General features: G+C 59.7%; 13 protein-coding genes and 6 pseudogenes. 8 read left to right on the top strand and 11 right to left on the bottom strand.

Annotated features, from left to right (window positions below; translation table 11 throughout):
* Nucleotides 1-73 precede the first annotated feature (73 nt).
* From EN818_RS32955 to EN818_RS29460, 5 genes and pseudogenes are all read right to left on the bottom strand, one after another.
* Nucleotides 74-310: a hypothetical protein gene (locus EN818_RS32955; protein ID WP_063169293.1), complete on the bottom strand. Its 237-nt coding sequence runs from the start codon at nucleotides 308-310 to the stop codon at nucleotides 74-76.
* A 116-nt stretch (nucleotides 311-426) separates the two neighbouring features.
* Nucleotides 427-1,110, bottom strand: a pseudogene (locus tag EN818_RS34000) (integrase); the annotation flags it as partial.
* Nucleotides 1,111-1,353: 243 nt separating this feature from the next.
* Nucleotides 1,354-4,887 (bottom strand): autotransporter domain-containing protein, encoded by a 3,534-nt coding sequence (locus EN818_RS29450; protein WP_082826570.1) that lies wholly within the window; start codon nucleotides 4,885-4,887, stop codon nucleotides 1,354-1,356.
* A gap of 702 nt (nucleotides 4,888-5,589) precedes the next feature.
* Nucleotides 5,590-6,222 carry a hypothetical protein gene (locus EN818_RS29455; RefSeq protein WP_063169290.1) on the bottom strand — a complete coding sequence of 211 codons (633 nt, stop codon included), beginning with the start codon at nucleotides 6,220-6,222 and terminating at the stop codon, nucleotides 5,590-5,592.
* On the bottom strand, nucleotides 6,219-6,497 hold the full coding sequence (locus EN818_RS29460) for an AlpA family phage regulatory protein (RefSeq protein WP_063169289.1): 279 nt from the start codon (nucleotides 6,495-6,497) through the stop codon (nucleotides 6,219-6,221). Before EN818_RS29460 ends, EN818_RS29455 begins: the two co-directional genes overlap by 4 nt.
* Before the next feature lie 975 nt (nucleotides 6,498-7,472).
* Between EN818_RS29460 and EN818_RS29465 the strand changes: the two genes are divergently transcribed.
* A complete protein-coding gene (locus tag EN818_RS29465) occupies nucleotides 7,473-9,404 on the top strand; it encodes a potassium transporter Kup (protein WP_126080677.1) in 1,932 nt (643 codons plus the stop codon).
* A 307-nt stretch (nucleotides 9,405-9,711) separates the two neighbouring features.
* A pseudogene (locus EN818_RS29470) lies at nucleotides 9,712-10,172 on the top strand (OB-fold nucleic acid binding domain-containing protein); the annotation flags it as partial.
* Between the two features lie 512 nt (nucleotides 10,173-10,684).
* On the opposite strand, the pseudogene EN818_RS32960 reads toward EN818_RS29470, so the two are convergent.
* Nucleotides 10,685-11,181, bottom strand: a pseudogene (locus EN818_RS32960) (aldehyde dehydrogenase family protein); the annotation flags it as partial.
* A 650-nt stretch (nucleotides 11,182-11,831) separates the two neighbouring features.
* On the opposite strand from EN818_RS32960, the gene EN818_RS29485 reads away from it, so the two are divergent.
* From EN818_RS29485 to EN818_RS29505, 5 genes and pseudogenes are all read left to right on the top strand, one after another.
* Entirely contained in the window at nucleotides 11,832-12,131 is a 300-nt protein-coding gene (locus EN818_RS29485; protein ID WP_210326673.1) for a helix-turn-helix transcriptional regulator, read from the top strand.
* Nucleotides 12,121-13,437: a HipA domain-containing protein gene (locus tag EN818_RS29490; protein ID WP_063169281.1), complete on the top strand. Its 1,317-nt coding sequence runs from the start codon at nucleotides 12,121-12,123 to the stop codon at nucleotides 13,435-13,437. The genes EN818_RS29485 and EN818_RS29490 overlap by 11 nt, the downstream gene beginning before the upstream one ends.
* A 1,442-nt stretch (nucleotides 13,438-14,879) precedes the next feature.
* Nucleotides 14,880-15,412: pseudogene (locus EN818_RS34005) on the top strand (IS21 family transposase); the annotation flags it as partial.
* 10 nt (nucleotides 15,413-15,422) lie between these two features.
* Nucleotides 15,423-15,736, top strand: a pseudogene (locus tag EN818_RS34010) (ATP-binding protein); the annotation flags it as partial.
* Nucleotides 15,737-15,928: 192 nt separating this feature from the next.
* The gene (locus EN818_RS29505) at nucleotides 15,929-16,558 is read left to right on the top strand and encodes a hypothetical protein (protein ID WP_126080679.1); all 630 of its coding nucleotides are present in this window, start codon (nucleotides 15,929-15,931) and stop codon (nucleotides 16,556-16,558) included.
* On the opposite strand, the gene EN818_RS29510 is transcribed toward EN818_RS29505, so the two are convergent.
* Complete coding sequence (locus EN818_RS29510; protein WP_126080680.1) at nucleotides 16,524-16,769, bottom strand: tyrosine-type recombinase/integrase; 246 nt, start codon at nucleotides 16,767-16,769, stop codon at nucleotides 16,524-16,526. The genes EN818_RS29505 and EN818_RS29510 overlap by 35 nt on opposite strands.
* A 763-nt stretch (nucleotides 16,770-17,532) precedes the next feature.
* The gene (locus tag EN818_RS29515) at nucleotides 17,533-17,988 is read right to left on the bottom strand and encodes a transposase (RefSeq protein WP_256748481.1); all 456 of its coding nucleotides are present in this window, start codon (nucleotides 17,986-17,988) and stop codon (nucleotides 17,533-17,535) included.
* 793 nt (nucleotides 17,989-18,781) lie between these two features.
* Between EN818_RS29515 and EN818_RS29520 the strand changes: the two genes are divergently transcribed.
* Entirely contained in the window at nucleotides 18,782-19,297 is a 516-nt protein-coding gene (locus EN818_RS29520; RefSeq protein ID WP_224570032.1) for a DUF2285 domain-containing protein, read from the top strand.
* A gap of 786 nt (nucleotides 19,298-20,083) precedes the next feature.
* On the opposite strand, the gene EN818_RS29525 is transcribed toward EN818_RS29520, so the two are convergent.
* The 3 genes and pseudogenes from EN818_RS29525 to EN818_RS29535 all read right to left on the bottom strand — a co-directional run.
* Nucleotides 20,084-21,559, bottom strand: coding sequence for an NAD-dependent succinate-semialdehyde dehydrogenase (locus EN818_RS29525; RefSeq protein WP_095486045.1), 1,476 nt, complete (start codon nucleotides 21,557-21,559; stop codon nucleotides 20,084-20,086).
* Nucleotides 21,560-21,971: 412 nt separating this feature from the next.
* Nucleotides 21,972-23,237: a pitrilysin family protein gene (locus tag EN818_RS29530; RefSeq protein WP_245518887.1), complete on the bottom strand. Its 1,266-nt coding sequence runs from the start codon at nucleotides 23,235-23,237 to the stop codon at nucleotides 21,972-21,974.
* 9 nt (nucleotides 23,238-23,246) lie between these two features.
* Nucleotides 23,247-24,551, bottom strand: a pseudogene (locus tag EN818_RS29535) (pitrilysin family protein); the annotation flags it as partial.
* Nucleotides 24,552-25,248: the final 697 nt, after the last annotated feature.

The following is a 25,248-nucleotide window of genomic DNA, read 5'->3' on the forward strand; positions in this document are numbered from 1 at the left end:
AATATCGATCGTGATTGTATCGGGCCACTCTACGGCGAAGGAGGCGGCAACTTGTGTCTCCGACCCGAAACGATTACCTTGCGGCCATTATGAGCAAGCATTTGGCATCCGTCTTGACGACGTGAACGCGCCCTGCAGCGTACAGCTGGACGACGCGGCGCTGGCCGATTGCTTTGCGGATCTCGATTTGGCCAAGCAGCATCCCGCTCATGTCAGCGCCTTTCTCGGCGAGGTCCCTCTCGCCCAGCAAGTCGAGTTCGCAACCGCGCACCACATTCGCGGTCGACGAGATGAAGGCTTTTGCCGCCAAGTTCTCTGCCTGGTCCGGCGAAAGCTATCCGCTCGCCGCATAATGGCTGGACATGATAGCCGACGCCCGTCCCGAATGGCGGCGGCTTTTTCGTATTATATCGACCTGATCGACAAGATGCGGCGGAACAGGGGTCCACGTGCGATGCGGCCAAAGCGGATCCAGCTCTCGAGCGCGACTACGGGGTAGGTGTGGTCGCTGGAGCCGCGGCCGACCTCGACCTCGCGCCAGCCGGTCTTGCCGCGCAGGGTGACCAGCAGCCCTTGCCGTCAAAAATCTCGATCCAGCTGGCGCCATCGCTGTTGTCGTCGCGCATGACGTCGAGACCGACGATCTCGGAGCGCCGCAGGCCGCCGCCACAGCCCAGGAGCAAAATAGCGCGGTCGCGCAGGCCCTGAGGTCGTGGCCGAGCGTGGCGATCATCGCCAGCAGATCGTCGCCAGGACCGCCTCTTTCTGCCGCGGTGGCTTTGCGTGCTTGCGGCGAATGCCGGCAAGAACCTTATAGATATGCCGCTCCGCGCGGTCCAACGGCCGGCCGCGCTGGGTAAAGTTCCAGGCGAGGCCGGAAAGCCGCCGCTCGATGGTCGCAAACTAAAGGGCAGGGGCGCCACGCTTCGGATCGCCGGCGGCGGTGCCCGAGGCACAGGCGCTGATATTGAGCCTGATCACCTTCGAGCCCGGAGGCAGGGGATCGAAGCCAGCGCGCCGGCACCAGGAGGAAAAATGCCGCCAATCCTTGGGGTAGGCGTCGCGCGTGTTCTCCGAGGTGGCGTTGTAGCCCCTCGCGGTCTCGACCAGTTCCTGGACATGCGCCGGGACTCTTTGAGCCGGGTCTCCATCTCCTTGTAGAGCTTGTCAAGCTCGCCATCGACTGGCTTCAGGTCGTCGATTGAACATTGCGTCATCATAGGCTTTGTGCCTTGTTGTAGCAGGCATCGTCCGTTCGCGCGGCGGACACAGACATCACCGTCGCTGAGCCGAGAACGACGGTAAAAGAAAATGCACTCACTGACTTCATAACCAATCTCTTTTGCGGGTGATTTAGAAACGGACGCCGAGCTTGGCGCTGAACCCGTGTGTCTGGGCATCCGAGGCGATCTGTCCCTGATAGGCGATGCCGAACGTCGCGTTCTCGGTGATGTTTACGTCAAGCCCAGCTTCGAGCAGAGCTGCGTTCTTTGCGATCGGCACGCCCTTGATGGCGAAGGAGGAACCGCCAGCAAAGGCAAGAGCGGTATCCGGCCTGACGTCGCCGAAGGCGTGGCGCCAGCCAAGACCGCCGCGCGCGGTAGCAGTCACGGTGCCGAGGGTCAGTACCGTCGACGCACGCAGACCTAGCGTGGTAAACGCCGTGTCGCTCGAGCGATCCCCGCTCGACAAGGCGGCTGCGCCGCCATTCTCGGTGAAGCCATCGGCGTCAAAATTCACATAAGCGAGATTAGCGTAGGGCTCGAAGGAAGCCGAAGCCGTATTGATACGGTAGCCGAGCTCGCCAAAGGCCTGGAACGTGCCGGCGTCGTAATCGGCCGAAAGGCTGTCGGCGAAGCCTGGAAAGACCACGGACCTGCCGGTCTCGATGCTGTGCCAGGTATAGGCAAGGCCGGAACGAAAACCGAGATTGCCGTTCTGCGTGCCGGCAAAAAGACCGAGATGGTAATTCTCGCTCGAGCCCGACGACGCGCGATCGTCCGCCTCCAAGGAGGTATGGCTGTAGCCGCTGATGAGGCCGAGCCGCCAGCTTTCGCCGACAGCCGCGTCACCGCCAGCCAGAAAGCCGCCTGTCGAGTGATCGAGACCGGCGGCATTGCCGTCGCTGTCGAGATGACCCCAGGCGCCGAAGCCACGGCCCCATACGGCGAAATTCTCACTCGTTGCCGGGGCCAGTTCCAGACCACCCAGCCCATAAGTCATCACCGGAACGCTGGAGGCACCGACGCCGTCGAACGCCGCACGGATCCGTTCGCTCGCGGCATCGCGTACAGAATGACTGTCCTCGATGAGGCCGCTATGAATGGAAGCATGAACCTCGCCTGATAGCATATCGAAAGCGTTGCGGGCTTCCGGCGCCGTCAGGAACAGGATGTTGTCCTGGATCGGATTACCGCTTCCAAGCGCCTGAGCCGCTGCGGCGACCGAGCGTTGATTGAAGGTGCTGGCTACATCGGCAAACGCCGTCGATGTGCGGCTGATATCGAGATAGACATTGTTGGCATCGTAGACGAGCTGGAAATCGACGAAGGGCGTCGCGTCTGTCGCCAGAGCCCCCGTCAGCCCGCCATAGGTGCCGCTTACGCCGCCTGCTGCGGAGAGCAGAGTATATCGGGCATCGACCGATAGCGTTCCCTGCCGCAGCAGCTCGATCTGCGCGCCGCTGTCGATCGCCGCTGCTCCGCCAACATCGATGAGATCGGACGACCTTGCGAGGTCGACCTGATAGATCGATCCGGACTGCTGCGCGAAATCGCCCGTGACAGTCAGTGTGGTGACGATCCTGCTCGGATCGGTCGCACTGCCAGGAGCGACCGTGCCGCCCTCGGAAATGGTGACCGCACCGTAGGTGCCGCCGCCTGCGACGACACCGCCGCTGTTTGCGATAGCCGTGCCCCCGATCTGCCCGTCATTCCCGAGAAAGCCGGACGTGGTCGCATCATGGGAAAGCACACCTGTATCGGCAAGCAGCAATCCCGCGCCGGAACCGACCGTCGTCATGCCGGAAAAATTGTTCTTTCCGCTCAGCGTTTGCACGCCACCGGCAACGAATAGTTTGCCGCCCATATTATTGTTATCAACGTCGAGGTCGTTGATGCTGCCGGCGAACGTGTCGTTCGAATCCGTTAGCACCAGGGTACGCTTGCCCAGTTCGACCGTTCCGCTGCCACTCAGGCTACGAATACGGGCATCGTTGTAGGCGTCGGAGATTCCCCAATAGTCGCTGCCATTTCCATGTTCGGAGATATCGAACGTGCCGTCTGCAACGACTTTCGCTGACCGTTGGATGTTGCCGAGCCCCGCAAGCGAGAGATAGGCATCCTGAGCAATATTCGTCTCGCCGGTGTAGGTGTTGACATTCGTCATCCGGACCACCGTCTTTGTATCAAGCGTCAGCGATCCGGAGCCGGAGACGACACCCGCTATGCCGAACCCGCCCTCATTCCCCATGCTCGTCGTGATCCTGCTCAGACCGGTCCCTTCGGGTGCGGATGAATCGGTAGAGAAGTTGCTGGCAGTGACGAAATGTGACGTATAAGCGGTATACTTCTTCTCCAGATCGAAAATGACCGATCTGTTTTTGAAGAAGTCAAGACCGGCAACAAAACTGGTCTGGTCATTGGGTTGTTCCGTCGTGCCGCTGGTGTAGGTGAAGTCGATATTGTCCAGCCTTACCGGATCGCCATCCGTTCCTGCGATTGTAACGCTCGGGATGTTGCCCGATGCGCTTACGATCTCGCGTTGCTCATTTCTCCGAACATTTTTAAGTTTGACGCCCGCATCCTGAAATTGCTTCAGCATCGCATCACTGATCTCCAGACTGCCACCGCCCGGTGTGCCGGTGTCGAGCAATACCGCGGTCTTGTTGGGGTCGGTGATTGGTGGGGCTCCATCCTTAACCGTGTACTGCAGATTGTAGCTGCCTTCGTATTCGGTCGAGGCATTGGCGCCAGAGCCAGGAAAATTCTGATAAGAATCCTGATCTTTTTCCTCGGGTTCTCCCCATGGCATGGCATTAGTATATTGGGCCCGGAGGCTTGGATTGAGGTTGACAATCGTGCAGGGGGAACAGCCAGGCGTTTGGTCGCTCTCGGAATCCGGATTCACATTGGCGGAGACCACGTAGCCAGACCTGGTGACACTGCCCATCATGCCCCAGACACTTGTCTTGCCAAGAAAATCGCCGGCCCCGAATGTACCTGCGAAATCGCCGCCTTCGTCTGCCATCTTGCCAGCGGTCATTTTCGCCCGCTGCTCCTTATCGGCGTGATAAGGTTCTTGGAGATCCTGACCATACATATCTTTAAGTCCATCCGTCACGGATCCCGGCGTGCACTTAAGATTGTTGTCCTTGCAATACGCATGGGTATAGACAAAATCGAGAATGCGAGCAGCCCGGTATTTCTTATCGCTTACAGACGGCCCGTCGATTGTTATCTTTTGATCTGGATCGACATATGTAAATTTATCAATTTCCACGTTCTGAAGCTTATTACCATACGTTCCGTCCCCGTACGTATATACGTAAGGCGTGTCGGCAATCGGGCGGACCCCGGTCACCTCTGACCCGATCTGCGTGTTGAGCTGGTCCGAGCCCGTGTCGAATACGTATCGCTGCGCGTTGCCATTGTTGATCTTGGCCCAGATGCCCAGGCGGTCATGGCCTTCCCCGACATACTCCAGCGGGATCGAAATCGGGTCGTCGGCCAACGCTTCTCCAGTTGGAAATGCTACCAGACCCACCCCGAGAGACACAGCCGGCAGGAATACCGTCGTCATCGCGGTGGTTGCCGCCAGAAAGTTCTTTGTCCTGAAACAAGCCTGCATACCTGGTCCTCGAAAAAGTCTCGCAAACTGATTGTTCATTGGAACGGCCTCCTGAATTGTTTAACGAGACCCTTTATGGCGGCCCTGGCTGACAACAGCCTGAAAGCTGCAAGCGGCCTGCGAGAATGGGGCGATCCTGAATGACGACAGGTGCTGTCAACAATGGATGAGTGCTCGGCCTGAAAGCTGAGCACGCTTTATGCTCAGGCTGCTGACAAGGCCAAAGCAGCGTAAGTGCGGAGTGAAATCCAAGGTCCACATGGGTCGTCGCGCTTCCCGTGCGCCTGGGAAGGCGCCGGCCCGGCCAAGCTTTCCCAGATCGTCCGGATGGCGCACAAGATACCGGTTCAGGTCGATCGAGATGGAGGCCGAGGCGTATGCCAAGGCGGTCGACTGCCTGACGAAAGATCAGAATGCGTCGCTGGCGCTCTACGATTTCCGCCGGCAGCGAGCTCAGCTCCTGCCGGGCATCCGTGTTTACTGGCGACGAGACACAAGATGTGCCCAAATTGCCACCAGACCGTCACCTGCGATGAGTTTCGGCAACTGATTTTGTCCTTTCAATCGTCGCCACTTCCTGGCCGCGGCCAACATGGGCCACTCGAAGGCAGCAGACTGGCGGCTATATGGACGGGCTGTGAGCCCGCACCGGAGACATTGGCGAAATCTACGATCTCTATAGCAACGTCAAGGAGAAGCGCGAGGTGTTGCAGATGTGGTCAAATCACATCGAATGGCTGATCAAGCAGGCTGCGGATGACGCTCTGGCGGCGTAGCTGCTGGCATGGGCGGAAGATGCGGCGCAACAATCGTCAGAGCCTCATCGAATTGGAGATCATGCTTGACCAGCAAATGCGCGGCCAATGCTTCGATGGCTGACCAGTGATCGAGTACTAGCCGGGCCGTGCGATCTTCGATCCGCCTCCAACGGGGGCGGCGCGGCATCAGGAACCGCAACTCACCATAGATTCGCTTGGCATCCGCGTAGTCGCTGCTCCCCTCATTCCCATCGGACGCATTCATCGCCATATCGCGCGGGTCCAGATAGCCTTCGAATGCGGATTCTGCAAAAGGACCTGCCAGACACGCAACTATCTCTTGGATCGCTTCATCGCGTTGGAAATGTCGATCCATATCGTTCTCGAAAATCGGCTTTAGCTCCGAGGTGAATCCTTGCGCTGAATAGAAAACCGTGCCTTCGACAAAACCACCGCACTCTCCGTCACCGGCGTCGGGGTAAATACTAACACTTGAGAAAGCAGGGAGTTCACGGTCGTCGTCGAACATCTGACGGTGCAAAACGATGGCGGCCACCGCGTGCCCGGCTTCGTGATGCGCCACAGACGGGAGAAGATATTGGGAGGCTACATTCATGCGGTGCGGCTCTCAGATCTAGTTTCCATCCAAGCCCTGATATCGGATTCAAGCCATGCGACTCGGCCGGGGGAGATGCGACGCCGCTTAGGGAACAGGCCTGCCTTCAGAGTCGCGCGGTCGCGCTCGAACTGCGTTCCACTGAAGTGCTTCAGGGTCTTTGCCGACTGGCCGGCGGCCCAGGCAAGTGCCCGCTCGCCTTCCACATCTTCAAGCCAAAGATAGAGATCGTCGTCGGGAGCATCCAGCGTTGGACGGACATCAAATGCGTTCATGTCCGGACAGCCTTCAGAAAGAAGGGATAGAGGCTTCCGTTTGATCGGGAACGCTTAGTGTTGGTAGCGGCGCCCACATGTTCGAAAAGCGTGATCATTGATGAGTTCTTCCAGTCGGTGCGGCATCGCAGTGCTTTTGCGCATAGGACCGCAATTGTCGTGCCAACTGGGAAAATCGTTTCGGAACAACGTGATCGCTCTGGCAGCGTTGTGTCAGATGTCCGACATCGTCGAGAATCCGACAACGAGTGCTCCTCCTAATCACCGGATCAACCTCCGGCGCCAGTCGGTGACACCGCATTCCTCTGTCTTTCCAGGAGACGGCGTGGACATCAATGCCGTTCCTCACCGAACCCGCCTCCTAGCCCTTCGCCCATACGTCACGGCCGCCCCCCGGTTTGGCTTCAACCTGAAGGATTACGGCGTCCTCTTCGCAGAGAAGATCGGGTTGTTCGTGGCGCGCGCAGCGGAGCCCAAGGAGCTTTTCTGGGTTGCGGATACTGGCATGTCGATATTACGACCGTGTGTCCTTCGACAAGCTTGGTGGCTTCTTCAACCAGAATCTCGCCGCGGAGATCGAATCGTTATCTGCGCCGCAAAGTGCGGCCGGTGAGCGGCGTGGCCCTGCGTTCCAGTTGGCCACGGTCCTCGCTGGGACGAGCAAGTAAATGGCTTGCGCAGCAACGGTGCGATCACACCTGGAGCACGGCGTCATCAGGAAAGCGCCATCCTTGTGCGCCCACGACACCCTGGTCGCCATCGGCCGCATCGCGGGGGGGCACTGTGGGCGATAACCATTCATTGATCTGGGCGATTGAGGGTTCTGCCGGGGCGCTATTGCTGCTCGGTAGGGCTGCGGGCTGGCGAGTCTACCAAGGCGAGCAACGACAGGCGAGACGGCAGACATTACGTGACGGAACTTGATATTGCAGTGCAGCAAGCGTAGAGCACCGCGCGCTTATCGGAGTGTCGTCCATGGCCCTTACCAATGCTGGTAACGAGGCAGAACCTGTCGAACAATCGAGCCATTCTGAGGTCGAGCAGCACAGCACCAAGGCGCTGATGTCGGGCGCACTAGGTGTCGTTTATGGCGATATAGGCACCAGCCCGATCTATGCATTTCGCGAGGCGTTGCATGCATCAGCGGGTGGCAACGTCGCCAGCCGTGGCGACATCCTCGGCGTACTCTCGCTGATCATCTGGTCCCTGACGATCACCGTGACGATCAAATACATCATGTTCGTGCTCCGCGCCGACAATCGAGGCGAGGGCGGAGTGCTGTCGCTTATGGCGCTGGCGCGCAACAGTTTCCCGACCTGCTCTGCGGTGATCCTCGGCATCGGCATCGGCATCGGCATCGTCGGCGCGGCGCTTTTTTTTGGCGACGCCGTCATTACGCCGGCAATCTCGGTACTGTCGGCGGTCGAAGGTATGAATGTCGTCACGCCGACGTTCCAGCCCTATGTGGTGCCGCTGACACTGGCCATCCTGGCGATCGTGTTTGCGGTACAGCGGTTTGGCACCGGCGGCGTAGGATTGGTGTTCGGACCCGTTACCGCGCTGTGGTTCCTGGCCATCGGCCTTTCCGGGCTCAACCACATCATGGACGACCCGGAAATCCTGCTGGCAATCAGCCCGCATTACATCGTGTCGTTCCTGGTCAACTCGCCTGACGTCGCCTTCGTTACGGTTGGTGCAGTCTTCCTCGCCGTCACCGGAGCCGAGGCGCTCTACGCCGACCTCGGCCATTTCGGCCGCAAGCCGATCGTGCTCGCCTGGCTGGCGATCGTGTTCCCTTGTCTGTTGCTCAATTATGTCGGGCAAGGCGCCTTCGTGCTGGCAAATGGCGGCGTTGTCGGTCATCCGTTCTTCGAGATGAACCAGGGCTGGACGCTTATTCCGATGGTCGTGCTTGCCACGGCGGCGACCGTGATCGCCTGCCAGGCGGTGATCTCCGGCGCCTTTTCGCTGACCAGGCAAGCGGTACAGCTCAACATGCTGCCGCGTTTCGTCATCCAGCACACGTCGGAAAAACAGTCGGGCCAGATCTATCTGCCGCGCATCAACCTGATGCTGGCGCTGGTGGTGATGCTGCTGGTGGTCGGCTTCGGCGAATCCAGCCGGCTGGCCTCGGCCTACGGTATTTCGGTGACCGGCAATATGCTGGTGACGAACATACTGCTTTTTGTTGTGATGACGCGCATCTGGAAATGGCCGCTCGGCGTCGCGATAGCCTTAATGGCGGTGTTCGTCTTCATCGATACCGGCTTCTTTGCAGCTAACATCGTCAAGGTATTCGAAGGCGGCTGGGCCTCGCTTGCCATTGCCGCAGTGATCGTGATGACCATGTGGACTTGGATAAGAGGCAGCAGGTATCTATTTGACAAGACGCGCAGGAACCAGATTCCGCTCGATTTCCTTGCGGGCAATCTGTTGAAGAAGAAACCGCAGCTGGTGTCCGGTACGGCCGTGTTCCTGACCAGCGATCCCGCCAGTGCGCCGACCGCGTTGATGCACAGCCTGAAGCACTACAAGGCGCTGCACGAACAGAACGTCATCCTCTCTGTGGTGACGGCGCAGCAGCCCGTGGTGCCCGACAGCGAGCGGATCAAGATGGAAACGATCAATGAGCTGTTCATGCGGGTGACACTGACCTTCGGCTACATGGAACAGCCTAACATCCCGCGTGCGCTGGCGATCTGCCGCAAGCAGGGTTGGAAGTTCGACATCATGACGACGTCCTTCTTCCTGTCGCGTCGCTCGCTCAAGGCGTCACCCAACTCCGGCATGCCGGTGTGGCAGGACAAGCTGTTCATCGGCTTGGCGCGCACGGCCGCCGACGCGACGGAGTATTTCCAGATCCCGACCGGACGTGTGGTCGAGATCGGAACGCAAGTGGCCGTTTAGGTATGCCCGGTTAAGCAGAATCAATTGGCATTTCGCGAGCCGGTGAATGCCTGACCGGGCGGAGGCCACGATGCTTGCGCCAAACTGGGGTCCGGTTCCAGGCCTGAAGCTTCCGGCCCCGAAAGCCGTCCTTTACGCCTGCGATCATTTCCGTTCCGCATTGTCTTGCCGACCCACCAGTCGAGATGCGCTGAAACGACCTCGCCGGGCAGCAACTTATCATTTGAACCTAATCGATGTGCCGCAAGTCCGACCTTCATTCTTCAGTTCACAGGCTAGCGTTGCCAAAATCGGCGTGCCGCCTAACCGGCGCCGCACCGTGACCTGTCAGGATGCTATGCAGGCGCGAGGCAGAAGCTGGCTCGAGGCCGCCGGCCTGGTGCTGGTCCGGCAGCGGCCGGGCTCGGCCAAAGGCTTCATGTTCCTCTGGAGGATGAGACGGGTGCGGCAAACGTCGTCGTCTGGGTCAAGATCTCTCGAGAAATTCCGGCGCGTGCTTCTTGCTTCGGCCATGCTCGGCGTCCGCGGACGCATCCGACGGAAGAGGAGGTGGTGCACCTCGTCGCCCACGAGCTGACCGATCTGTCGGCCGGGCTGGCCAGCGTGGGAAACCGCAAGACGCCGTTTCCGTTGCCGCACGGCCGAGGGACGAGGCTCATCACGGCGGATCGGGCATCGATCCGCGCGGCATGCCGAAGGGGCGCGACATCGTCGATGCAGTATGACCATATCGACCCTATCAAGTTCAAGACGCGTAACTTCCGGTAGCGCTTCCGGAGGCCACTTCAGCAGCATGTTGTGCACACTTTTGTCGGACCCTGTTAACTGCCGATTGGCAGCAGGTCACCCCGTGCCGGATCCCAAATGTCGTCGCTCTCAAGCGCAACGACTGCCCGCACCCTTTTTAAGTCAGCGAGCACCTCCACCGCCGGACGCCGCCCCGTTTCCTGAGCCGCGGCGTAACGGGTGTATTTGTGACTGTCCGGCTCAAACCACTTCAACGATTCCAAAGTAGCCATGGCATCGCCCTTGCGGCTGCGCGTGATGCGAATGATCGTGATCCCATCCTAAGCGCTCGCGTCGAATGGAGACACGCTGCCAACGCTTCATCTGCTCTACCCCATCTTTGTTCCAAGGCGGTCGGATCATCTCAATGAGCCCTGCCTCGGGGTGGCCAAAGCATGCATATTTATCGTTCGGCCCCGCATCGAATTATCATCTGCGATGTGGGACTCGATCTTGGGTTGGCGACGGCTTCGCTCCGGGAGTAGACGTCGGACCACTGATAAGTGCCGGACCTTCTCCACAATTTCTCGGCGGACTCATCGTGAACGCTCGATTGGACGTAAATGCGGTTCGCGGAAACGCAGGTCTGGCCGGCATTGCGGAACTTCGCCTGGACCGCACCGTCAACAGCACCGTCAATGTCGGCATCATCGAAGATGATGAAAGGTGCATTGCCGCCGGTTTCAAGGCTGACCTTCTTGATCTGGTCAGAGCACTGACGCATCAGCAGCCGTCCGACCTCGTTCGAACCGGTAAAGCTGATCTTTGGAATTGGTGCAGAGTTCACGGCCCACGCGATCACCTTCGGACGCATAGATCAGGTTGACCACGCCATCGGGAAAGCCGGCCTGATGGCGAGAGCAAACATTGCACCTAGCCACGCCACGATAAGATCGAGCGCGGCTTCGTTGCGTGCGGGTCTGTGGTCAGTGGAGGGCGGAGGAAAAGCGCTCGGCGTGCTCGCCCTCGCGATACCACTGGTTCGCGCCGGCAAGCGCCAGTTTCTGAGGCAAATCGCCGAACAGCTGGTAGAGCCTTACTCTCAGGGCTTGGCATCTATGTCGCCTACGACCGCCACATGCAGCCCGTCGCGTGCGAAAGCGGCTTTGTGGAAGGCGCTTAGATCGGAGGGCGTTACGCTAGTCAGCCTCCCTTGGGCGGTCTCGAATACGGATGCGTGCGTAGATTCCGCGCCGCCAGGCCAGCTCGGCGATCGCATGAGGTTCGCGCTCATTGGCAATGATTTCGGAGAGAAGCTGGGCGCGTATGCGGTCGAAAAGTGCTGGTGTAGCCGGATGCGGGTCCCGCCGCCGAGAATGTCGGCCAGCAGTCGAGCGCCGCGGCCCCGCACCAGGGACCGCCCATGAATGACTCATGCGAGGCGTCTCAAGGCTGTCCGCGATCCAGCGCCAGATCTCCGCCTCGCCCGAGACGCGCAGAGCTGGCCGGTTGTGCAGGAGCCGTCGGCAATATCCGCCTTCCTCGTTCGGATGGGTAACGCTTGCGATACGGAGTCTTGACTTTGGCAGTCGCTCTGTGACATTACCTATATAAAGTTCGAAAGAAGGCGATATGGATCATGCATAGGTCACAGAGACCCGAATGAAGGCAACGTATAAACGCACCTATTCGCGCTACGCGATGGAAGCGCTTGGCCTTTTCGGTAAGACCATCCGGCTTGGCCGGATGCAGCACCGGTTAACCGCACAGGAGTTAGCCGAGAGAATCGGTGTTTCACGCAGCACCCTGCAGCGCATCGAGAAGGGCGATCCCAAAGTCGAAATCGGACTGATGTTCGAAGCTGCTGCCATTGTCGGTGTGAAGCTGTTCGATGCCGACGGCAATGGCATCACAGCCCTCACAGGCCGCATGGACGATCGCATCGCGCTGCTGCCGAAGCACGTCTACAAGGCCGGCAAGCAGATCGTCGATGAGTTCTAAGGTCCCCAAGTACGACGAAGCCTATGTCTGGGTCTGGCTGCCGGGCGAGACCGCGCCGGTTGTCGCCGGGCGGCTATATGCCCATGACGGACTCGTCAGCTTCAACTATGGCAGGAGCTTTCGTGAACTGGGAAGCGCGATCCCGCTTTATCTCCCGGAACTGCCCCTGAAGGCAGGCGAATTGCCTTTGCTTCCTGGCCTAACCATGCCGGGATGCATCCGCGATGCTGCCCCTGATGCCTGGGGACGACGGGTTATCCTAAACCGCAAATTCGGTGTGAAGGGCGATGAAATCGCGCGGCTCGATATTTCAGAACTGACGTTCTTGCTGGAATCAGGCTCGGACCGCATCGGCGCGCTCGATTTTCAGTTTTCGCCAATGCATTACGAGCCGCGCGCACTGGCCAATGCCACTCTCGAAGAGCTTGTCCAATCGGCGGAGCGGGTAGAGAAAGGTATTCCGCTCACCCCCGAATTAGATCAGGCGCTGCATCACGGCAGCTCGATCGGCGGCGCAAGGCCAAAGGCGCTGATCGAGGGTGACGCCGTCAAGCATGTCGCGAAATTTTCCTCGTCTGCCGACCTTTACAGCGTCGTCAAAGGAGAATTCATAGCCATGCGGCTTGCCGCCTTGTGCGGCATCAGAGCGGCATCCGTCTCGCTCGTTCGCGCCGCAGGCAACGACGTGTTGCTCGTCGAGCGATTCGACCGGATCAAGGTCACGGGCGGCTGGCAACGCAAATCCATGGTCTCAGCGCTGACGATGCTCGCGCTCGATGAGATGATGGCGCGTTACGCCAGCTACCAGGATTTGGCGGAGATCATTCGCCACCGATTCACCGCGCCGTCGGAAACTCTGCGCGAGTTGTTCAGCCGCATTGTCTTCAACATACTTTGCGGCAACACCGACGATCATGCCCGCAACCATGCGGCATTCTGGGACGGCGCTAAGCTCACCCTCACGCCTGCGTACGATATTTGTCCGCAGGCCCGCAGTGGCCAGGAGGCCAGCCAGGCCATGCTCATCAGCGGCAATAACCGCATGAGCCGGATAGCGTCCTGCCTTGAAGCGGCGCATCACTTCCTGCTCAGCGCGCCGGAAGCTCTTGCGATTGTTGAAGGCCAGCTCCGATGCATTGCGGAGAATTGGCCGCGTGTCAGCGAGGAAGCTACGCTATCCGGCACAGATCGCAATCTGTTCTGGGGCCGACAGTTCCTCAATCCCTACGCTTTTACGGCGCTGGAAGGAAGCGCCGACGTTCTCCGCGCTCTGGCTGACGAACTACGCAACAGTGTTCACGCCTGATCCGGCGCTGGATTTCGGACAAGCTCGGCAAGCGCAAGACGCCCACAATATCGACAACCCTTGCCGTGCCAGGACGAAGATTGAACAAACGGCTCTTCAACAGTGACAACGTGCACTGCGGAGAGATGTGGAGCTGACACCGCAAAAGCCCAAGACGCGCGACTTCCCGCGATACAACTCCACATAACTGAGCGTCTACAAGCGGTGCAGCCAGCCAAACATCCAGCCATCAAAGCGATGATCGTCTGATCTTTTGCCGATGACATCACGTCGGGGAAGCCTTGTTCGAGCGCTTGCCGCTTCATATCGATACCGGCCTGGGCGTAGCGCATCGTTAGTTCAGCCCGAGTGGCCTGGCCATCGACTGATGGTGGCGATGTCAACACCCGCCTTGACGAGGTGGATGGCCGTCGTGTCCCGCAAAGGGCGATGATGGATGCTTTTTTCCGCCATGGTGGTTCCTTCGCCCGCAGCCATGTGTGCGCAGCAAGTATGGAACACCGAACCGGGTGAGCAGTGTGGGGCGGTCGTTGCTTTGCTCGGCGGGACAGGGCGATACCAGACGAAGGTCACAATCGAAGATTCAGGATCCCTGAACTCGTGCATCCGTATTGAACATCAGCGAAAACAGAGCGTAATCCCGCTGTCCAGAAGGCGTGCGGCGGACGATACGCGCCAGGACGCTCTTGATTTCCGGGCTCATCGAGATATTCGACAGGTGCCACCCACGCGCCCTCTTGAAGGGAAGTGTCACCACCAGTTGCAGCGTATCCTAATATTCGGGGTGCTCCGAAATCAGGAACCGCGCAAAGGCATCCATCGCCGCCAGCCTTGCATTGCGGGTCGCAACTGCCACGCTCGACCTCAAGTGATGTGAGAAAGCTGCCCATCCTGTCGGTATTGATGTCGGAGACCGCTTCTTTCAAGAATATCTTCCCGCTCTCCCGCGGCATGAGCCCGTGGCATGCTTCGGCCCAATGCTGTGGATTGATGTTTCTTCATGCCACAACCTCGCTGACGAGACCGCCGAAAGCCCCTTCAAAGCGGTCGGTGGCGATCTCTCGCAGCTTTGGAAGGTAGTGCATTGATTTTTCGTGGAATGGGGACCCTGTTTAAAGGGTGATTTTCGTCCAAACGGGACCCTTTAACGATGGGGTCATCAAGATGCCTCCGGCTTGATCGGAGGCATTTGTGTTTTGGATGTTGGTTTTAGAGACGATTGCAAAGATACGTCGGCTGTCGCTGGTCCAGGGGAAGTCGATCAAGGCGATCTGCCGTGAGCTGAAGATCTCGCGCAAGGTGGTGCGCAAGGTCCTGCGTTCTGAGCAGACGGAGTTCCGCTACGAGCGCAAGCACCAGCCCTATCCCCGCATGGGAGCTCGGCGTGAGACGCGGGACCGGCTGCTGTCGGCGAATGCGGCCAAGCCGCAGCGGGAGCGGCTGCCGGTCGCTTCGACGGCTTCCACTGCATTCCCCCGTCGGTGTCGAAGACCTGCACGGTGCGCTTCGACAACAACAAATACTCGGTGCTGTCGAGTGCCGTCGGTCGGCCCGTCGAGATCCATGCTTATGTCGATCGGATCGCATCCGCCAGAGGATGGCGTGGTCGTGGGAGAACACGTTCGCTCCTTTGGCCGCAACGAGGTCGTCTACGATCCCTGGCACACGGCGCGCGCCGTTCCTTAGCTGGGTCGTGCGGTCGGCAATGGAGAAGGTGCGGCGCAGCTCAAGGCGGTTGATGACGTCGACCGGCAGATGGTGTTGATCCTCACCTGGGTGCTGACCGACGGATTGAGCGCGGTCGAGGCCGCCTGTCAGGAAGCCATCGAGCACGGTGCATCGTCGGCGCCGGTGATCCTCAACATCCTGGCCCGCAGCCGCGATCCGGCGCCGGGCACGATCCTTTCCATTCCCCAAGCGCTGAAGCTAGCTCACGAGTGTCGCCGACTGCACCCGCTATGACAGTCTCAGGAGGACAAACAGCCATGGAACGCACCGAGGTACTGGAACTGATGGGAGCGCTGAAGCTCTACGGAATGCGCAGAGCCTATGACGAGATCATGGGCGCGTCGCCATCAAGCGACGGCACGAGCCGCCCAGGATTGTCGGTGATCTCTTGCAGGCCGAGATATCGGAGAAGCAGGCCCGCTCCATCAAATACCAGTTCGCTGTCGCCAAGTTGCCGCTGGCCAAGGACATCGACGACTTCGACTTCGCCGACACGCCGGTCACCCCCTGATGCGCGATCTCGCCCGGCCGCGCCTTCGTCGCCGATCAGCGCAACATCGTCCTGGTCGGCCGCCTTCACGGGTCACCCAACTCGCGCGGAAGGTCGACCGCATTGCGACGGGCGCGTGTCGACTTCCCAACAATGTCAGACAGGAGACGCAACGCTATCGGAGCGATCGCATTGCCCGAAACGATTTTCCCAGTTGGCACGACAATTGCGGTCCTATGCGCAAAAGCAAACTAGACCTGAGAGCCGCACCGCATGAATGTAGCCTCCCAATATCTGCCGCTTGTGGCGCATCACGAAGCCGGGCACGCGGTGGCCGCCATCGTTTTGCACCGTCAGACGTTCGACGACGACCGTGAACTCCCTGCTTTCTCAAGTGTTAGTATTTACCCCGACGCCGGTGACGGAGAGTGCGGTGGTGTTGTCGAAGGCGCGGGTTTTTATTCAGCGCAAGGATTCACCTCGAAGCGAAAGCCGATTTTCGAGGACGATATGGATCGATGTTTGGAACGCGATGATGCGATCCGGGAGATAGTTGCGTGTCTGGCAGGTCCTTTTGCAGACTCCGCATTCGAAGGCTATCTGGACCCGCGCGATATGGCGATGAATGCGTCCGATGGGAATGAGGGGAGCTGCGACTACGCGGATGCCAAGCGAATCTATGGTGAGTTGCGGTTCCTGATGCCGCGCCGCCCCGATTGGGGGCGGATCGAAGATTGCACGGCCCGGCTAGTACTCGATCACTGGTCGGCCATCGAAGCATTGGCCGCGCATTTGCTGGTCAAGCATGATCTCCAATTCGATGAGGCTCTGACGATTGTTGCGCCGCATCTTCCGCCCATGCCAGCAGCTACGCCGCCAGAGCGTCATCCGCAGCCTGCTTGATCAGCCATTCGATGTGATTTGACCACATCTGCAACACCTCGCGCTTCTCCTTGACTTTGCTATAGAGATTGTAGATTTCGCCAATGTCTGTCAAGGACGCCGCCTTGTGATTCAGTATGTGCTCGATGACGTGTGGCAATACCTGCCGCCTGCCGAGATTTGTCGCGAGCGTCCTGCGCAGATCGTGAAGGGTCCAGTTCTCCAAAGCCACCCCGTCAGTATTGACCTTGCCGTCTAGAGCCTTCTTGCCCTTCGCGTAGCCTGAGAAGTGGCTTCTTTCGTTGCCCCTCGCAGGGAAAAAAACGTGTCATTGGTCTTCGGTACCGTCTGGGGGACCGACACCGCCAGTGTGGGCAGCGGAATAAGCGTAGGCTCTTCGTTCTTCGTGCGGTCACCCGATAGTTCCATGTTCCGGCTTCAAGGTTGAGGACCAACGCATCGCGGCAACTTCCGTACGCCTCTGTCCGGTCAGAATGAGCAGCTTGACGATGGAGCCGAACGAATAGCCGATATCGCCCGGTTCGGGCTCACAGCCCGTTCATATAGCCGCCAGTTCGGCATCGTTCACCACTCGCTTGCGCTTGACGATCGGGGCCGGATCCGGATTTTCCAATCCCTCGCGGGGAAACCGCGGATGAGCCGTTGCGGCGGTTTGCGACACCAGTTGAAAAATGCCCGCATACACCAGAAGGCCGTGTTAGCCGCTTGCGGGTGACCCCCGGCGACGATCTTCTTGGTGACGTTAGCAATGTCGGTGTCGATCACATGGTGGATAGAGCGACTCCCGAGGGCAGGCACAAGATACCGGTTCAGGCTGGCCTCGACCAGTGCGGTGTTTTGAGGGTCGTTACTCGGCGGCCTGGAGGTGACCGCCATCGCCGTCCTCGGTATCGTCAGCGCTGATATGCGCCTGATCGGCAAGGAAGGCTGGCAGTTCCGATGGAGCTATGCTGGAATTTGGGTGACGAGGCTGATCAAGCGGCGCTCTGCGGCTTCGTTTCGATGACCTGGATTCCGTCCAGGAACCTGGCACCTGCGATGAGTTTCGGCAACTGATTTTGTCCTTTCAATCGTCGCCACTTCCTGGCCGCGGCCAACAGCTTGAAGACCATCAGCTGGGCGGTTTTCGAGGATAGCGAGCCCTTGGTACGCACCGTGCGATAGCGAACGGTTGCAAAGACGCTTTCGATGGGATTGGACGTTCGCAGATGATCCCAGTGTTGGGCGGGGAAATCGTAGAGCGCCAGCGACGCAATATGATCTTTCGTCAGGCAGTCGACCGCCTTGGCATACGCCTCGGCCTCCATCTCGATCGCATGCGCAAGCAATTTGCGCGCGCCGCTGCGAAGTACATCCGTCAGGGTATCATCGATTTCGTCGGGCTGACGAAGGCGAACAATGTGTTGATAGTCTCGTTCATGGCGTATCACTCTCCTTGAGAGGTACTGGCAGGCTTCATCACCCGCCTCGATACGCCGCTCTCCTCAAGCCGCCATCATCCAGTTTCCGCCATGGCTCCCCCTGATTGATCCGCTTCACCTGTGCAACTGCACAGGCTGCCCTAGCGGGGAGATTGGCCTCCAATGGCGAAAGCTTGCCGCAGGAGACCCTCCGATGACCGTGCCTATGGCGCCGCCGCTACGACAACTTGCCGACAAGCAGCGTGCGATCCACTGCCGCGCTACTGCGCCTTCAAGGGACGTCTGGATCGCGACGCAGGAGCCGATGACTGTTACGGGATCAATTCCAGGTCGCGCTGGCCGTCGCTGTGCCAGTTCGACGGTCTGGTGGCAATTTGGGCACATCTTCTGTCGCCGACAGTGGCGATGGCTGACGCTTCAACGAAACGGGGTCTTCGACGTCTGCTGCCTACGCCGATGCTTTGCGAAGTGGCATAATGTTTCGACGCACGCAGGCGCGGGCAGGGGATGTCAGTCATGAATCTCCTGACTGGCGCGGATCAGGCCGATTGGCGGGATGAAAGATCATACGACTACACCGCTGGCCTGACGCTGCGGGAGTGGGCTTGGGAGTTCTTACGCCGCAATCCAGCGTTCCAGCGCGATCTGACCGCTGCGCGCCAGCATTGCAAGACTTGGTCTCTCCAATCCTTTCTCGATATGGTCGCGTCGGCCGGCGACCTGTCACGCTGGGGTGTTCTGTTTCGCGGAGTCTTGTGGCCGCGCTTCGGTCGTATTCTGGTGTCCGCTCTGGTGCGTCCATGTGCTGCCGGTCATTGCGGAACGGTTGCCTGCCTCGTCGCCGACACCGCCGTTCGAACTCTCGGCATTGCCCTGTCGTGCAATCGTCCTGCTGGCGCCCGACAAGAGCCAGCATGTTCTTCTTCGCAATGCGGACCACGCGCTGCAGCTCGCCGTCTCGGGCGCGAATATCCTCCACCCTGTTTGCCTGCATACGCAAGCCATCTGGCCCGCGGTGCTTTTAAAGCATCGACTGAGGGGACTGGAGTGCCTCAATGCTCTCAGTCTAGGGCAACAGTTGCCCCCCCGCTTGTTTGCGCCGGAAAAGCGCGGCGTTCGTTTGTCCTTCGTTCTTCGTGCGCTCGACGGTTCGCTCGCCGGAGCACCTCATCGCGAGCTCGCCGAAGTTCTCATCGGTCAACGGCGCGTCCATGCCGACTGGGCGGATCCTCGCGATCATCTGCGCGACCGCATCCGTCGGGCCGTCTCGCGTGGCCGCGCGCTCATGAATGGTGGCTACAGAGATTTCCTAATTTGAAAAGCGACAGTCCGCGCTGTGCGTCGGTGGATGAACGTTCGCTCGCAGCTGTACCCGTCACCAACAGTTCGCCCGCCGACAGGACTGCATGGCGCCTTGCAAGTGCGCTCTGGTCTAGCTTGTCGATGCCGAAAATGAGATGGGCGAGGGTGCCAAGGCGGTGGTTCATTAGGGCCGGCCTCGACCTGGACGCACATCATTGGTCGGAAAGCGGCGTGCACCGCAATGTCGCCATAGCAGCCAAGATCCTTTGAGTCCGGACCTGCAGTCCTGTTGGACCGGCGGGTGCAACAATATGGAGGGATTTGAGGCCTCACACCGTTCCCTGGTCGACAGCTCGGTCAGACATAGCACCCACCGCTTGATTATGGAAATGGTGTGCCTGGAGTGCAGCGAGTAGCGGCTTGCTGCGCACTGTCCTAAGAATAGCAGTCATGACCCGTCTGGGGTTCTGCAACACGACGATTCAACCGCTTGGGCATTGTCGCATATCCCACAATGTAGAATGCGCAACAGGGCAAAAGCTGATCCATCGGCGGTTTATCAATGCTTTTTGGCTTGGCACGGCACATGCAACGCAATCGGCAAAAGGCGCACGAACTGAGTGGCCCATCGGCCCTAGGAGCGCTGATTTATGCCCTCCCAAGGCATGTCCGGCCCGGCAGCGAGCTCAGTCTCCTGCCGGGCATCCGTGTTTCAGGTCAACGGCGTTTGGAACTTCCAATTAGGTGGCGGCATTGACCGCAGGCCGCCCCCCGGTGGGGCGGAGAGACAGTGCAGCAGGTTTCAAATCCCGCCCATGCAAAGATATTTCATTTCCAGATAGTCCTCGAGGCCATGACGGGAACCCTCCCGCCCGATGCCGGATTGTTTGATCCCGCCAAACGGTGCCGCCTCCGAGGACATGCGTCCCGTGTTGATGCCAACCATGCCATATTCCAGAGCCTCTGCCACACGCCAGACCCGCTTCAGGTTTGAGGCATAGAAGTATGCGGCGAGGCCGTAGATCGTGTCATTGGCCTCGCGCACGACCTGATCCGCATCGTTGAAGCGAATGATCGGCGCGAGCGGCCCGAATGTCTCCTCTTGCGCGACTGCCATGACGCTGGAAATCTCGGTGAGGACCGTGGGTTCGAAAAACGTGCCATTCTTGCCGATACGCTGGCCCCCGCATCGTATTGTGCCGCCTTTCGCAATGGCATCTGCGATGTGAGACTCGATCTTGGCCAGAGCATGCTTGTCGATGAGCGGTCCGATGTCCACTCCGGCATCGAATCCGTCGCCAACCGACAAGTGCCGGATTCTTTCCACGAATTTCTTGACGAACTCATCGTGAACGCTCGATTGGACGTAAATGCGGTTCGCGGAAACGCAGGTCTGGCCGGCATTGCGGAACTTCGCCTGGACCGCACCGTCAACAGCACCGTCAATGTCGGCATCATCGAAGATGATGAAAGGTGCATTGCCGCCGAGTTCAAGGCTGACCTTCTTGATCTGGTCAGAGCACTGACGCATCAGCAGCCGTCCGACCTCCGTCGAACCGGTGAAGCTGATCTTTCGAATCTTGGAATTGGTGCAGAGTTCACGGCCCACGCGATCACCTTCGGACGCATAGATCAGGTTGACCACGCCATCGGGAAAGCCGGCCTGATGGGCGAGGGCGAACATTGCGCCAGCCACAAGCGGCGTCTGTTCAGCGGGCTTGAGCACGATTGTGCAGCCCGCAGCCAAGGCCGGCGAGATTTTGCGCGCCACCATGGAGGCCGGGAAATTCCATGGCGTGATCGTGCCAACAACGCCGATGGGCTGCTTGATCACTAGCATTCGGCGGTCTGTCGAGGGTGCCGAGATCGTCTCCCCATAGACGCGATTGGCCTCTTCGGCATACCATTGCAGATACGCCGCCGCATGCGATACCTCTGAAATGGCTTCGGCAAGCGGCTTGCCCATTTCCGCAGTCAGAATCGCGGCGAGATCGCCTGCATGGTCGATGATCAGCTGATGCCATCGCCAAAGAACGTCGCTACGTTCTCGGGCCGTCAACGCGGCCCATCCCGACTGCGCAACATAGGCCTTGTCTACCGCAGCACGTGTCTCCTCCACGCCCATATCGGGAAGCTCTGCCAAAACTTCGCCGGTCGACGGATTGACGACCTCGAACGTCTTATTGCCAACTGGTCTGCCGAGTGCCGGCAGGCGGTCGATGGCTCCAAACAGGTGCGGGGATTTCAGGCGACGGATCATCGGCAGGCACAGGGGCAATACCGGATTCCTCCTCAACGCAGCGAACATCCAGGTCGACGGGCCGTCAGTGTGTATTCTGCACCAGTGGGTTCGTCGTAGGGCCTCGGCAAAGCAGCTGGTAGACCACGCTAGCCCGATGAAAAGACAGCAGTTTCGTTAGTTTGAGTGCCCGCGGTTCATCAATTGATGGATTAAGCAGTCGGATGTTTGCTTCATCCACCATGCCTGCTGGTGGCGTGCGACTGAATTCTGCAAAAAGGCGGCATACATGCTGAGGAGCGCCATTTCGGCGAGAGGCCGCCGGACCGCCAATGCCGCGCAAGGTCGGCGAAAACGACTCCGCGCGTCTGCATGATCTGCTTGGCCCACGGGCCTCCAACGCTCTTCCCACGAGAAGCCCCGATGAAGAAGGAAGGTGTGATGAGTTTCTTTACTCATCCCCGCCGCCCAGCGGCGGGCCGACCACCAAAATGGCGGGCTCGGCCGAAAGCAGCTTTTTGGCCGCCGCCTTGACCTGTTTGAGCGTCACCCGACCGATGCTGCGGGCGCGACGCTGGTTGTAGTCGACGTCGGCCTTGTGAATCTGCAAATCCAGGAGCCGGTCTGCAATCGAGCGGGTCGAGCCCAGTTGGTCGATGGCATAGGCGCCGATCAGGTGCTTCTTCGCCGCCTTGAGCTCGGCCCCGGTCGGTCCTTGCTGCGCCATCTGCTTTACCACATCTCGCACGATGCTCAGTGTTTGGGCAGCGCAGTCCGAGCGTGTCTCTGTCGTAACCAGAAGCGAGTCAAGGGTTAGTTCAGAGCTGACGTGATAGGCAAGGCCGCGTTTTTGACGTACCTCCTCGTAAAGGCGGGAAGTCAAGTATGAGCCGCCAAGGATGTCGTTCAGCAGCACGGCCGCGTAGAAATCCGGCGCGCTAGGCTTCACGCCAGGCCAGGCCAACGTCAGCGAAGTCTGCGGCAGGTCGTAGTTCTCCTCCACCAGTTGACCGAGTTTCGGCGCGACATCGTAGACGGGGACGAGGGTTTGTTGCTCAGGCAAATCACCAAACAGCTGGTCAAGCCTTTCCCTCAACGTGTTCGCGTCAATGTCACCCACCACGGCAATATGGAGCCCGTCGCGAGCGAAAATGGCCTGGTGGAAGGCGCGGAGGTCGGACGGCGTGATGCCGGGGAGGCTCTCTTTTGTGCCTTCTCCCGGCCTTGAACAAGGATGCGCGCCATAGATCGCGCGCAGCCATTTGCGCTGAGCGATGGCGTTAGGGTCTCGCTCGCTGCCGACGATGCGGGAGACAATCTCGGCGCGGACGCGATCGATCGGCCCCTGCTCGAAGCGCGGCGCGTTCAGCGCGAGCCGAAGCAGGCCGAACGCCGCGTCCTGCTTTTTGGAAAGCATGCACATCGATCCGTAGATGTCGTCGCTTTGCGCGTCCAAACTCATTTCGGCGCCGGCATGGTCGAGCTTCACCTGGAAGGCACCGCTGTCGTAATGGCCAGCGCCTTCGATGAACAGGCCGGCCATCAGTTTGGCCATCCCCTCCTTCCCGACCGGGTCCTGCTTGGTGCCGCCCTTGAAGGCAAAGCCGATGTTGACGATTTCCACTGTGTGGTCCTCCACCAGCCAGGCGATGATGCCCTTTTCGGACTTCACCTCCTGGATGTTCATCGCAGCATGGGGCCGAGCGCCGAGCGTCATCTCTTGATTCTCCGTCTTGGGCAAGAGATAGCCCGTGGTCGAACGGTCGAACGCGAGATAGCGGGCGGCAACTGCTTTGATTTGCTCGGGGGTAACCTTGCGGATGCGATTCGGCCGTTCCTCGACATCCTTCACGGTACCGCCGGTGGCCAGCGTCGAGCCGTAGATGCTGGCGAGCCAGTCCAGGTTGTCTTCCGCAAAGATCATATTGAGCAAATAGTGGTCCTTGGCCTTGCCTAGTTCCTCGTTGCTGACACCATCCTCGGCAATGCGGGCAACTTCGGCAGCGGCCGCCGCTTCGAGATCAGCCAGCTTGGCATCGCCGCGCGGTGCGCCATAGATGGCGAACTTGGTGTCGTCGAGCACAGTGCCCTGGAAATAGACGCGGGCGCTGGAAGCGATACCTTGCTGGACAGCGAGCGCCTGGTAGAGCCGGCCGCGGTTACCGCCGCCGAGAATTTCGGCCAGCAGGTCGAGCGCTTCGGCCTCGCCCGGCTTGGCGGTGTGGTAGGACGGCACCACCCACTGCGTCGAAAAACTGGGCACGCTGACGCGGGCGTCTGAGAGCGTGACGGTGCGCCTGGTGTTCTGCTCGGGCTCAACCGGCCGGATGCGCGGCGGCAGGTCAGGTCCGCGCGCCACCTTGCCATAGGTCTTTTCGGCCAGCGCCCGCACCGTGTCCGGTTCGACATCGCCGGCCACGATCAGCACGGAGTTGTTGGGCCAGTAGTACTTTTCATAGAAGACGGTGGCGTCGACGCGGTTCAGCTGCTCGATCTCCTGCATCCAGCCGATGATCGGGATGCGATAGGGGTGGTTCTGCCACAGCGTCGCGTCGATCTCCTCATGGAGAACGTCCTGCGGGTTGGTGTCGGTGCTTGAGCGGCGCTCCTCGATGACCACATCGCGCTCGGTCTTGACGACATCGTCGGTCAGGATGAGGTTTCGCATTCGGTCGGCCTCGAAGCTCATCATCAGCTCGAGCGCCGACGGCGCCACTGTCTGATAGAAGGCGGTGTAGTCGGAGGAGGTGAAGGCGTTGTTGGAGCCGCCGATCTCGAACACTGCGCGGTCGAATTCGCCGCCCGCATGGTTGGTCGTCGCCTTGAACATCAGATGCTCGAAGAAATGGGCGATGCCGGATTTGCCCGGCGGCTCGTCGGCGCTGCCGATCTTGTACCACACCATGTGGGTGACGATCGGCGCCCGGTGGTTGGGAATGACGACCACCTCCATGCCGTTGTCGAGCACGAAATCCCTCGCCTTGCCGTCCTCCCATGCGACGGGGATCGGAGCCGGCCCCGCGCCGACCAACTCGGACGCAACGGACGTCCTGCGAAGCCCATGAGTGCGGGGCTTGCTTGGTAGTTCTGGTAGGGAGAGTGGGGTTATGGGCTGCGTTCCTGGCAAAGTGATCTGTTCCTCATTTTGAAGGATCTATGTCTCCCGAACGCCTATTGGGAGAAAGTGGATCGGCACGCGACGCCGAGCCACATGAGCCGTCAGCGTGTTGCTGGGCCTGACGCGAGCCTCATCTTTGGATGCGTCCGGGAAACTTTCGGCATGGTGAGGCCATGGGAAGTCTGCTCGTTATCCATTGGGTGTTTGCGGATACCTGAGCATGCCCCGTGCCAAGTAAGAAAGCCCCGATTCGCAAGGTTTGATCCAACCTTGATACTTGCGATATCCGACATTGTCGGGCATCCGACAGAAAGCGCCTTTCGCCGGCGCGCCGGCTATGACGCTCGCCTCCTCCGGCGTGACGACGATCCTTTGGCGGGCGCCGCGCACACCGATCTGCCCGCCTATCAGCACCGCGACATCGAAGGACAGCGCGATCGTGACTGGATGGGTCTTACGCAAACATGCAGCAGTGCCACCGCGATCAGGACTTCATCCGCCCCACAAAGACCCGAGCGCGAGGGACGACGTGTAAGGCTAATGATGCCGCGCATAAAGAGGTAAGGTCCCTCGTCGTACCGGCGAGCCCCTTCGCTGGGTCTCGCGAGGG

The organism is Mesorhizobium sp. M3A.F.Ca.ET.175.01.1.1 (assembly GCF_004791945.1).
In the GTDB taxonomy this organism is placed as follows: domain Bacteria; phylum Pseudomonadota; class Alphaproteobacteria; order Rhizobiales; family Rhizobiaceae; genus Mesorhizobium.